The 11,206-nt window shown below is 40.3% G+C and carries 13 protein-coding genes; 8 read left to right on the forward strand and 5 right to left on the reverse strand.

Annotated elements, in window-relative coordinates; all coding sequences use genetic code 11:
• Nucleotides 1-6: 6 nt before the first annotated feature.
• On the forward strand, nucleotides 7-816 hold the full coding sequence (locus BSG1_RS09090; RefSeq protein ID WP_044022666.1) for an inositol monophosphatase family protein: 810 nt from the start codon (nucleotides 7-9) through the stop codon (nucleotides 814-816).
• A 177-nt stretch (nucleotides 817-993) separates the two neighbouring features.
• On the opposite strand, the gene BSG1_RS09095 is transcribed toward BSG1_RS09090, so the two are convergent.
• Nucleotides 994-1,179, reverse strand: a complete 186-nt coding sequence (locus BSG1_RS09095; protein WP_006836715.1) for a YlaF family protein — start codon at nucleotides 1,177-1,179, stop codon at nucleotides 994-996.
• Between the two features lie 472 nt (nucleotides 1,180-1,651).
• Here BSG1_RS09095 and typA point away from each other — a divergent pair, with 472 nt between their 5' ends.
• Both typA and BSG1_RS09105 read left to right on the forward strand, forming a co-directional pair.
• Entirely contained in the window at nucleotides 1,652-3,496 is a 1,845-nt protein-coding gene (typA, locus tag BSG1_RS09100; protein WP_006836716.1) for a translational GTPase TypA, read from the forward strand.
• A gap of 26 nt (nucleotides 3,497-3,522) precedes the next feature.
• Nucleotides 3,523-3,831 carry a YlaH-like family protein gene (locus tag BSG1_RS09105; protein ID WP_006836717.1) on the forward strand — a complete coding sequence of 103 codons (309 nt, stop codon included), beginning with the start codon at nucleotides 3,523-3,525 and terminating at the stop codon, nucleotides 3,829-3,831.
• A gap of 42 nt (nucleotides 3,832-3,873) precedes the next feature.
• Here the strand turns inward: BSG1_RS09105 and BSG1_RS09110 are convergent, their stop codons facing one another.
• Both BSG1_RS09110 and BSG1_RS09115 read right to left on the reverse strand, forming a co-directional pair.
• Nucleotides 3,874-4,320 (reverse strand): hypothetical protein, encoded by a 447-nt coding sequence (locus BSG1_RS09110; protein ID WP_052302381.1) that lies wholly within the window; start codon nucleotides 4,318-4,320, stop codon nucleotides 3,874-3,876.
• Nucleotides 4,310-4,510 carry a YlaI family protein gene (locus BSG1_RS09115; RefSeq protein WP_006836719.1) on the reverse strand — a complete coding sequence of 67 codons (201 nt, stop codon included), beginning with the start codon at nucleotides 4,508-4,510 and terminating at the stop codon, nucleotides 4,310-4,312. The genes BSG1_RS09110 and BSG1_RS09115 overlap by 11 nt, the downstream gene beginning before the upstream one ends.
• A 486-nt stretch (nucleotides 4,511-4,996) precedes the next feature.
• Here BSG1_RS09115 and BSG1_RS21565 point away from each other — a divergent pair, with 486 nt between their 5' ends.
• Together BSG1_RS21565 and BSG1_RS09120 are read left to right on the forward strand one after the other, a co-directional pair.
• On the forward strand, nucleotides 4,997-5,119 hold the full coding sequence (locus BSG1_RS21565; RefSeq protein ID WP_269479314.1) for a hypothetical protein: 123 nt from the start codon (nucleotides 4,997-4,999) through the stop codon (nucleotides 5,117-5,119).
• 592 nt (nucleotides 5,120-5,711) lie between these two features.
• Nucleotides 5,712-6,167, forward strand: coding sequence for a pyridoxamine 5'-phosphate oxidase family protein (locus BSG1_RS09120; protein ID WP_044022667.1), 456 nt, complete (start codon nucleotides 5,712-5,714; stop codon nucleotides 6,165-6,167).
• Between the two features lie 36 nt (nucleotides 6,168-6,203).
• On the opposite strand, the gene BSG1_RS09125 is transcribed toward BSG1_RS09120, so the two are convergent.
• Nucleotides 6,204-6,827 (reverse strand): YhcN/YlaJ family sporulation lipoprotein, encoded by a 624-nt coding sequence (locus tag BSG1_RS09125; protein ID WP_006836721.1) that lies wholly within the window; start codon nucleotides 6,825-6,827, stop codon nucleotides 6,204-6,206.
• Nucleotides 6,828-7,006: 179 nt separating this feature from the next.
• Between BSG1_RS09125 and BSG1_RS09130 the strand changes: the two genes are divergently transcribed.
• The gene (locus tag BSG1_RS09130; RefSeq protein ID WP_006836722.1) at nucleotides 7,007-8,335 is read left to right on the forward strand and encodes a PhoH family protein; all 1,329 of its coding nucleotides are present in this window, start codon (nucleotides 7,007-7,009) and stop codon (nucleotides 8,333-8,335) included.
• A gap of 254 nt (nucleotides 8,336-8,589) precedes the next feature.
• Here BSG1_RS09130 and BSG1_RS09135 read toward each other — a convergent pair whose 3' ends face one another.
• A complete protein-coding gene (locus tag BSG1_RS09135) occupies nucleotides 8,590-9,096 on the reverse strand; it encodes a hypothetical protein (protein ID WP_006836723.1) in 507 nt (168 codons plus the stop codon).
• A 149-nt stretch (nucleotides 9,097-9,245) separates the two neighbouring features.
• Between BSG1_RS09135 and glsA the strand changes: the two genes are divergently transcribed.
• Nucleotides 9,246-10,172, forward strand: a complete 927-nt coding sequence (glsA, locus tag BSG1_RS09140; RefSeq protein ID WP_006836724.1) for a glutaminase A — start codon at nucleotides 9,246-9,248, stop codon at nucleotides 10,170-10,172.
• Nucleotides 10,173-10,909: 737 nt separating this feature from the next.
• A complete protein-coding gene (locus tag BSG1_RS09145; protein WP_006836725.1) occupies nucleotides 10,910-11,191 on the forward strand; it encodes a YlaN family protein in 282 nt (93 codons plus the stop codon).
• Nucleotides 11,192-11,206 lie beyond the last annotated feature (15 nt).

Here is an 11,206-nt window from a genome sequence, read left to right on the forward strand (position 1 = left end):
TGCGCAATGTCCAACTGGCAAGAGATCGATACATATGTCAAGCACTGGATTAAAGAAGCCGGAGAAAGAATCAGGCAGTCATTTAAAACGCAGCTTAATATACAAACTAAATCTAACCGAAATGATCTTGTAACGAATGTGGATCAGGAGACAGAACAATTCTTCATTGAAAGAATTAGAAATATCTATCCGGATCATCATATACTAGGTGAAGAGGGTTTTGGCGATGAACTGAAGGATATGAAGGGAACGATCTGGATCATCGACCCCATCGATGGAACCATGAATTTTGTTCATCAACAGCGGAATTTTGCCATCTCGATTGGTATTTATCATGATGGAGAAGGTATGCTGGGATATATTTACGATGTCGTCCATGATGAGCTGTATCATGGACGCAAAGGTCACGGGGCCTATATGAACGACTTGGAACTCCCGCCCCTGCAAGAGGTAGATGTCAGGGATTCCATTATCGGAGTCAATGCCCTCTGGGTGACGGATAACAACCGGATAAATAAAGAAGTTCTGGGGCCATTGGTCAGGGATGTCAGAGGGACAAGGTCATATGGATCAGCGGCCATGGAAATGGCGTATGTAGCTTCCGGAAGAATTGATGGTTATATGACCATGAGGCTTGCACCATGGGATTTCGCTGCAGGGAAAATCCTTATTGAAGAAGTAGGCGGAGTGGTGACGAGCCTGGATGGCAAGGAGTTGGACATGCTTCAAAAGAGCTCGGTTTTCTCCTGCAAGCCGGGTCTTCACGAGAATATTTCAAAGACTTATTTAAAGGATGTATCGATAAAAAAAATATAATATGAAAAGAGCCGGCCAAATATGGCCGGCTCTTTTGGTAAGGCTGTTTTCGTTTAGGTTGTTGCTTTCAGACAAGGTTTTTCTCTCGGAACAGGGAGAGTAGCTCTTTTCTCTCTTGCTTAAGAGCCTTTGGTTAAGACTTCTCTATCAATGAATGAAAGGGAAAATCTTCAGTCTTTACAGCTTTCCTTCTTCACGAAACTTTTTCTTCGTCTTAAATCCATACCCCATTACTGAGATCCATGCCGCAACAGCCAGTATCGCCAGGAATAGGCTTTTTTCGCTGATAGCGATTCCAATTCCCATTATACAAACAGCTGACAGAACGGCATACAGTACAAAAATCCATTTGATATTTTTCACGATTCACTTCTCCTTTGATGGAAGTCACAAAGATTTATACTTAAAATATTATCAATGAAATGCTGCGATCACAAGCTTTATTCTTGGAGAAATACAGGCCCGACTTACTGTTTTTTAAAAAAACGGCATACTTCTAAAAGAAAGACGATTATTAAGCCCTTATATCCGCTCCTAATGTGTAATTGCATGTCTGAAAGTCCAACTGGAGATGGTAATTTATTGAAGATGAAACTCTGAATAGTTATACGTAATTCAGTAATGATGCGTGTCTTCGCAAAAGTACCGGGTTTAAGCAACCCTGATGTAATAATATTTACAAGAATAAGTTTCTGCTTTTACGATTGCTGTGATATAATGTCTTAGTTGCAAGAAAAAGGGCCGCTTATGGCTGGATTTTGTGATGGAACACATGAAGGCAGTTCATAATGTCTGTTATCATAAATAAAGATAACTACAATCAGGAGTGAATACATTGAATTTAAGAAATGATTTAAGAAATATAGCGATTATTGCCCACGTTGACCACGGTAAAACTACATTAGTCGACGAGTTGTTAAAACAATCAGGTATCTTCCGTACAAATGAGCATGTTGAAGAGCGTGCCATGGATTCCAATGATCTTGAAAGAGAACGAGGAATCACAATCTTAGCCAAAAATACAGCAATTCAATATAAAGATACTCGTATCAACATCCTTGATACACCAGGACATGCTGACTTCGGTGGAGAAGTTGAACGTATTATGAAAATGGTTGACGGCGTTCTGCTTGTTGTCGATGCTTATGAAGGGTGTATGCCACAGACTCGTTTTGTTCTTAAGAAAGCCCTGGAGCAAAACTTAACACCAATCGTTGTCGTTAATAAAATTGATAAAGATTCAGCACGACCTGAAGAAGTCATTGATGAAGTATTGGAGCTTTTCATCGAGCTTGATGCCAATGAAGACCAGCTGGAATTCCCGGTTGTTTATGCTTCAGCAATCAACGGTACCGCAAGCACAGATCCGGATCCAGCTAACCAGGACGAAAACATGCAATGCTTATATGAATCAGTAATTGAGCATATACCAGCTCCAATCGATAATCGTGAAGAGCCGCTTCAATTCCAGGTAGCACTTCTTGATTACAACGATTACGTAGGACGTATTGGTATCGGACGCGTATTCAGAGGGACAATGAAAGTTGGACAGCAAGTAGCATTGATGAAAATTGATGGAAGTGTGAAAAACTTCCGTGTAACAAAAATCTTCGGTTTCATGGGCTTGAAGCGCGTTGAGATTCAAGAAGCCCATGCTGGTGATTTAATCGCGGTATCAGGTATGGAAGATATCAATGTTGGTGAAACAGTTTGTCCTATCGATCATCAGGATCAACTTCCTGTGCTTCGAATCGACGAACCTACACTTCAAATGACATTCCTGGTTAATAACAGTCCTTTCGCTGGCCGTGAAGGAAAGTATGTTACTTCCAGAAAGATTGAAGAAAGATTGCTTGCACAGCTGCAAACTGATGTCAGCTTGCGTGTTGAAAACACGGATTCACCTGATGCTTGGACAGTTTCCGGCCGTGGTGAGCTTCACCTTTCTATCTTGATTGAAAACATGCGCCGTGAAGGATTTGAGCTTCAAGTTTCAAAACCGGAAGTTATCGTGCGTGAAATTGACGGTGTGAAATGTGAGCCTGTAGAACGCGTTCAAATCGATGTTCCTGAAGAGTATACAGGAAGCATCATCGAATCCATGGGAACTCGTAAAGGTGAAATGCTCGACATGATCAACAATGGCAGCGGGCAAGTAAGATTGATCTTTATGGTGCCTGCGCGTGGATTGATCGGTTACTCAACAGAATTCATGACTCTAACTCGTGGTTATGGAATCATCAACCATACATTCGACAGCTACCAGCCTATGCAAAAAGGTCAAGTCGGAGGCCGTAGACAAGGTGTTATCGTTTCAATGGAAACAGGTAAATCTTCTCAATATGGTATTATGGGAGTAGAAGACCGTGGAACTATCTTCGTTGAGCCTGGTACAGAAATCTATGCAGGTATGATCGTTGGAGAACATACACGCGAGAATGATATTACAGTAAATATCACAAAAACAAAGCAGGCGACTAACGTTCGTTCTGCAAATAAAGATCAAACGGTAACGATTAAGAAAGCACGTATCATGACTCTTGAAGAATCATTGGAATATCTGAATGATGATGAGTACTGTGAAGTGACACCGGAATCTATTCGTCTTCGCAAAAAGATTCTTGATAAAAATGAACGTGAAAGAGTTACTAAAAAGAAAAAGGTAGCTGAAACTAACTAATATAAACTATTAGGAGTGATCAGGAAATGGTAACTGAACGTTTATCCTTTTTCGCATCCCTCTTCCGGGTGGAGGAAAACCCTACACTCGGTATGTGGCTTTTATACATTACGATTATTGCTTTATCAATTCTGGTGTATAAATTAGGATTTGCAAAAAAATTGCCGCTTTTGAAATCTGTTGTAATTTATTTCTTCCTTGCGGCTGGATCAACAGTTTTAACCTTTTTAGGAATTTTCCTGCCTGTAGCAGAAGGGCTTGTGGTTGCAGCTCTGATTTTAATCATTTATAAAATCAGGCTGCGCAGCCATAAAAAAGAAGAATTCAGTTCATAACAAAAAAGCAGGGGCCATCGCCTCTGCTTTTTTGTTATGGTTTTAAGACTTCCACTTTTTCAATATAGGAAATAAAAGAGTTAAACACACTGCATAGAGAAGATGTCCTGTACTCCAATAGAATAAAGCTGCCCAGTCATTTAATGCAGGTACATCTTTTTCAGCCAGAATGGACAATGGGAAGTACAACAGTAAAGCGGGGAATGTCAGGCCGGCAGCTAAAAAGAACCTCTGCTTATTATCAAAATTTAAGCGGGAAGCAAGGTAATAAAATAAGATTCCCAAGAAAACCGACACTATTAAGTGGAAAAGGAATTCCATCAATTCCGGCCAGTTGATGTCCCCCGCCACAGGGATAAAATCAATATTCAGCAGCAATGTGTATACTTTTAGTTTGGTTAGTATCTCAGTTATTTTAAGGATTATCCCTAAAATAACTCCGGAAATGATTCCTAGTATGCTTCCTTTTAGAAGTATGTCAAAAGTCATTTTTTGACTTAACGGATCGATAGAGACGGAAATTTCCCGTATCGGCCCGTTCTTTAGTTCTCTTAGTGATTCTGTCTTGACATATTTCACACATATAGGTATGGATTGGTCTGTTTCTTAAGCGCTTCGCAGTTAAAGATTCATCGTTGATGGACTCAATCACATCACACAGAGTGCATTTCACTCTCATATTTGACACCTCCATGTCTTGATGCGTATACATTTTTGTTCTTAGTATATCACGGAGTAAACTGTATTTCTTCTTTTAGGTAGTTCTTTTATATAGTTTGAAGCTTTTTAAGCCCCTTTTTGTTATTTTATCAATAATGGAGAAGTTGTACAGCTTCCCCTAAAAGGGGTCTTGAGTTCATAAGGCCACTGAAAAAGTCCAAGAAAATTTAAAAGGCAGAGCCGTTCACTACAAATACCGACTCTGCCTTTTTTACTTCAGTTTTTACGAAAAAGTATTGATTTCCGTTCCAGGTGCACGACCCCGAGGGGCTGGGTTACGTTCCAGTGGGTACGTAACCTGGGGCGCTGCAACTGGATTGGGTCTCACCTGTCCCGCTAGTCCCGCAGGAGGTCGTGCACCTTCCACTCCAATACGGTGAGAATACTATCCGCTAATAAAACCTTACTTTATTATGGAACCATCAATATTAGTGGGTGGTTTCCAATGATACAACAACAATCAATGATGTTCAGTAAATATACGGATCTTGTTGATATCGTCGTCTCTCTGAACAATATGTTATGGGAGAAGAACGCTTTTTCTTTATTAATTAGCATTTTGTCTTAAGTATCGACATATTTTCAGTGCCCTCGAGTTCATGAGGGTGTCTTTCTTTAGAGAAAATGGTCTATTCTTGAGTGGAAGTGTCCGAATTTTTGTGTGTTGTGGGAGGAAATGGTCTTTTCTTAAGCGAAAGAAAGAGTCCACATTTTTATGCGGCTTACGAATACTCTTGGGCGGAAGAGTCCATTTCTTTGTCTGAATTAAGAAAAAAGGGTCTATTTTTGATCGGAATTGCCCAAATTTGTGTCTTTCCTAAAGGCTCTTTTCGTAAACTTTGTTGCTATTTAATACAAACTATAAAAATTACTTACTTAATTAACTAAAAATAGCTGATAAACAAGAAGGAAAGAGCTAATACACCTTTGTTCAGAGATAAAAGCCCTTGTCTCCAAGGGAAAAATCCGGCTCTTTGGTTTTTTCCGAGAGCAACAATATATACGAAAACAGCCTTCCTAAAAGAAAAAGGTATATTCACACTAATAACTCTCCTAAAAGATCAATAATTAACCAGACATTATTTTTTAGTATTCAGGAATTATTTTCTATTCTAGTTTCAGCTGTTGTATAATATAAGTGAAAAAAGGAGGGATGATCATTGGTGAATCGAATTGAAACGAGCCTGATGCCTGTTTTATTTGAAGAACTTCAACAAGAGAGATTCATTACTGTGTCTACCGTTGATTTTGAAACAGGTGGTCCCAATGTAAGCGCCATTTCATGGGTATATGCGGAGACTGAAGAAAAGATACTCTTTGCTGTTGACAGCCGTTCGAGAATTGTCAAGAACATCAAGACCAATCCTCTTGTTGTATTGAACATCATTGCAAATGAATCCTCCTATTCAATTTGTGGAAGTGCAGAACTTAAGTCTGAAAGGCTTAAGGGTGTGCCGATCAATCTGTCTCTTGTATCACTATCTATTAGTGAAGTGAGAGATGTCATGTTTTATGGATCAAAGATTTCTGTTGAACCTCAATATGAAAAAACATATGATCAAGAAGCTGCCGACCGGCTGGACCGGCAAGTAATAGAAGCCATGAAGAAAGCTTAAATCCAAAGCTTATCCATGGCTTCTTTTTGTTCTTTTTTAATTATTGTTGTTATCACGGTTCATATGGTTATTTGACTGATCTTGCTGTTCTTTTTCAAGTTGATTTTCTTCTGACTGGCCTGCCTTGTTCTGTGATTTCTCAGGGGCTTCATCAGGATTCAGCTGTTGGGTGTTCTTAGGAAGTTCCGGCATCAGGCGCCCTGCAATGTCCGACAGTTCATTCAGGATACCCTGGACAGGCCTTCCATTTTCAATGTCCTCGCCGACTTCCTGAAGGCGTGCATAGAGGTCAGGGTCAGCAATAATCATTGCCTGTGCGCCATGGGGATCATCCTTCAAGGCTTCAGCTACCGAGTATTTAATGGTGCCGACTTCCGACCTTTCGACTCTGGCATCAACATCTATGCCGACAAAGGCGTAATTTCCGAGAACAACAGCTGTTGCATCCTCGACATCAGGCACTGCTGTAGCAATCCTGACCAGGTTTCTTGAGACTTCCTGGCTTGTGTCATTGTTTTCCTGTTGAATATTACTATTTTCTACATTGATGGGTCTTGGATTATCTCCATTTTCCTGGTTATCATAAGCGGTTTGGTTATTCTGCTGGTTGCAGCCTGTTAATAAGGCGCCCAGCAGGAACAAAGTAAGCAATTTTTTCATTATGCAACCTCCGAATTGTTATATCTGTATTACTTATTGTGTAATCTTCTTCTATATTTATTCCTTGGTTCATATATTTTAGCAACGGGCCGTCCTATTTAAGTGGACTCTTTAGTAATAACCGGATGAAGAGGGTCTACATACAATAGTATAAGAATAGAGGAGCAGGAGGCATCGATTTGAAAAAAATTTATGTACTGGATACCAATGTCTTGTTGCAAGACCCACAGGCGATTTTTTCCTTTCAAGATAATGAAGTGGTGATACCTGCAGTTGTTCTGGAAGAAGTTGACAGCAAAAAACGCTATATGGATGAAATTGGCCGAAACGCAAGACATGTATCAAAACTAATTGATAGCTTAAGGCAACAAGGAAAGCTCCATGAAAGTATTCCGCTATATAATGGCGGGTCACTGCGAATAGAGTTGAATCACCGCTCTTTTCATCAGCTGCAGGAAATTTTTGTTGAAAAGACGAATGATAACCGAATATTGGCGGTAGCCAAAAACCTGTCTCTTGAAGAAGAAACAAAAGAAGACGGGCATCAAGTCATATTGGTCAGCAAGGATACACTCGTCCGTGTAAAGGCTGACGCACTTGGGCTGCAGGCAGAAGATTTCCTGAGTGACAGGGTAGTGGATGTGAGTGATATCTACAGCGGCTTTATTGAAATTTACATCCCAAAGGATCTGCTGAATAAATTCTATGAAAAGGGCGAGATTCCGTTAGCTGATATCACTCAGCATCCATTCTTTTCACACCAGTTTCTGTTGATGAAAGATTCAATGGGAAGCTCGGCCTCAGCAGTGGGGATTGTAGATATTACAGGAAAATATGTTAGGAAATTCATCTATGACCAGGATCATATTTGGGGAATAAAACCTAGAAATGTCCAGCAGACAATGGCAATGGAATTGCTTTTAAGGGAAGACATTCCATTGATCACGATGGTAGGAAAAGCGGGAACAGGAAAGACCCTGCTGGCACTGGCCGCCGGACTGCTCCAGACAGAGGACCTTCAAGCATATAAAAAGCTCTTAGTGGCCAGGCCGATTGTTCCAGTCGGCAAGGATATAGGATTCCTGCCAGGGGAAAAGCAGGAGAAGTTAAGGCCATGGATGCAGCCGATATTTGACAACCTGGAATATCTCTTTAATACGAAAAAACCGGGGGAACTGGATGATATCCTGGCCGGAATGGGTTCAATCGAAGTGGAAGCCTTGACCTATATCAGGGGAAGAAGCATACCTGAACAATTCATCATTATTGATGAAGCACAAAATCTTACCAAGCACGAGGTGAAAACAATTCTGACAAGGGTGGGTGAGAAAAGTAAAATTGTCCTCATGGGAGACCCGGGACAAATCGATCACCCTTACCTTGATGAATATAATAACGGATTAACCTATGTGGTGGAAAAGTTCAAAGATCACCCGGTCGCCGGCCATATTAAGCTTATGAAAGGGGAACGGTCCGGATTGGCTCAACTCGCAGCAGATATTTTGTGATATTAAAAGGCTGTTTTCGTTGTATGAATTGTTCCTTTCGGAAAAAATCCCCAGTGCCGGATTTTTTCCCTGGTACAAGGTTTTTTCTCTCTGAACAGGTAGAGCAGCTCTTTTCTGATATTTCGGGTGAATGATGTCTATATTTTGGAATTCATATTAAATAGCAAAGTTTAAGAAAAGAGCCGTTAAAAAACACATTAACACCATATGAAAAAAACGATTCAGTTGTTCCGGACTGAATCGTTTTTTATGAGTTATTTTATTGTAATTCCTCTGACGTTTTTAATCGGATTTTTTGAATTTGATCCATCCTTATAGTAAACATGAACAGGTCCATCTTCTTTTAATGGCTTGCCGTCCTTCGAAAAGCCAAGCAATAGATCTTCTGCTTTTGATAAAGGAAGGGAAAGCTCTTCACTTTGATCAGCGGTCATAATTACAAGGGTGTCAGCGCCGTTCTCTGGCTCGGCATTTTTCAGAAAAGGGGACAACGGTATTCCGAAAGTGCCATTCAGAATCTTTTCCTTTTCATATTTTTTTTCCGTTTTTAAGGTTGGAGGAGACGTCGCGCCCTCTTGGATTTCCCTTGTCCAGTTTTTGGACATGTTCTTTGTATATTCGTCTAACTCATTCTTCGCTTTTACTTCGTCCTGAAAATATGTATTTAAATCGACTTTTCTGTCATCAAAAATCCAGACACCCGGATCTAAGGTGATTTGGTATTTTACCCTACCAGTTAAAGGTACAATTGATGCATCCATCTAGGTTCCCTCCATCTATGTAATAAGCTTAGTATATCAGATAATACACCGCTTTCACATCTTTGCTGATTCACGATATGAGTAACGGGCCGGATAGTGGGGAAAAGATATAGAAACAAATATAGACGGGGGAGAGGAGGATTTTTGGAATGAATATAGATAATGAAATTCTAGCAAAAATGGTCAGTGAGGCCCGGCCGATTTCTGCTGAAGGAAAGCTGGTCGACTACATACCTGCTTTAAAAAAAGAAAATAAGGATAACCTTTCTGTTTCGGTATGTTTTTTAAACGGTGAATTTTTCTATGCAGGTGACTATCTCGAAAAATTCACGCTGCAAAGTATTTCAAAGGTCATCACACTGGCACTGGTGTTGATGGACAATGGGGAGGAAGAGGTATTTTCAAAGGTAGGAATGGAACCGACGGGTGACCCTTTTAACTCGATCATCAAACTTGAAACCAATAGAGTTTCAAAGCCGTTAAACCCGATGATTAATGCCGGTGCACTTGCGGTAACCGACATGATAAAAGGGTCTACCAATGAAGAAAAGTGGGAAAGGTTATTAGCCTTTGTAAGGCGGTTAACGGGAGATAGTGAAGTAACTTACAATCAGGAAGTCGCGGAATCAGAATTCCATACTGCGTTCTTGAACCGCTCACTAGGGTATTTCATGAAACAGCATGGAATCATCAAGGGAGATATTGAACATTTAATTTATATCTATACAAAGCAGTGTGCAATTGAAATGAACTGCCAGGACCTAGCCAAGATAGGTGCGGTTTTTGCAAATGATGGAATTGACCCTGTGACAGGCAAACAATTAATCACCAGGGATGTCGCCCGTATATGCAAGACGTTCATGGTTACCTGCGGGATGTATAATTCTTCAGGTGAATTTGCCATAAAAGTCGGGATACCAGCGAAAAGCGGGGTATCTGGCGGAATAATGGGTTCCGTTCCCCGAAAATGCGGCATCGGTATATTTGGCCCTTCTCTTGATGATACAGGAAACAGTATAGCGGGCCTAAGGCTTCTTGAATTAATGGGCTCTGAATATAAATGGAGTATTTTTTAAGAAAAGGACAATAGGGGAAGAGATTTGAAGGTTGGAGCCATCAGGGGGGAAGGATGATAAAAGTGAGAATTTAGAATCAGAGTCCTTAAGAAAGGTCGTAAAGGATGATAAAAGAGAAGATTGAAGATTAAAGTCCATAAGAGAGGTTTTAAAGAAATATAATAAAAAATTAAAATCCTTAATAGATAAAGTAAAGGATGAAAAAAGGAAAAACGACAAATAAAAGCTCAATATAAAAGTCGTAAAGAAAGGTCTCGCAGCCCCAAACCTCTGACGCTCGAAAACAAAAAGTCTCTATTACTACAGGTCCCCCTTGTATTGACACTTCTTCCCTTCCTTTATAAATTTCACAGGACAGATCTCGTTACTGATACAATCAGCAATTATGTTTATTTATCCAAACAGGGGAACGCAAAAATTAACGCTCCTTTTTCCGCCCTATTCCTCAACAACTCACAACAACCGTTTCTTTATCTCATTCAGAACCCCACCAATACAAAGGCAGCTTAGCTGTGCGTTCTCTATAATTTTGCCCAGTTCCACTTCCCCAGCGGCAGGCGCCCTGTCAATCTCCTCCTTTGTATTTAGTCATGATCGATCTCAACGCTCAGCAGCTACAGGCCGTATGCCTTTGGCGGTACACCTCCACTTTGGTTTTCCCACTTGCATTTTCGTCGGTTTAACGATAAAATTTTAAGATAAGAGAATCGCTATTTGTACGGAATGGGGGGATCATTATGGCGTCTGAGATGAAAATAGACCATCGTGAAAAAGCCTATCAGCTGCTGAAGGCTGACGCAGAGAAAATTTTAAAGCTTATTAAAGTACAGATGGATAATTTAACGATGCCCCAATGTCCTTTATATGAGGAAGTATTGGATACTCAAATGTTCGGATTATCCCGTGAAATAGAATTTGCTGTCCGTCTTGGACTAGTGGACGAAGTAGATGGAAAGACCCTTATGGATTCTTTAGAGAGAGAGCTTTCTGCTTTGCATGAGGCTTCGACCAAAAAATAAATAATCATTAAAACT

The sequence above is a fragment of the Bacillus sp. SG-1 genome (assembly GCF_000181495.1).
Classification (GTDB): Bacteria; Bacillota; Bacilli; order Bacillales; family Bacillaceae_B; genus Rossellomorea.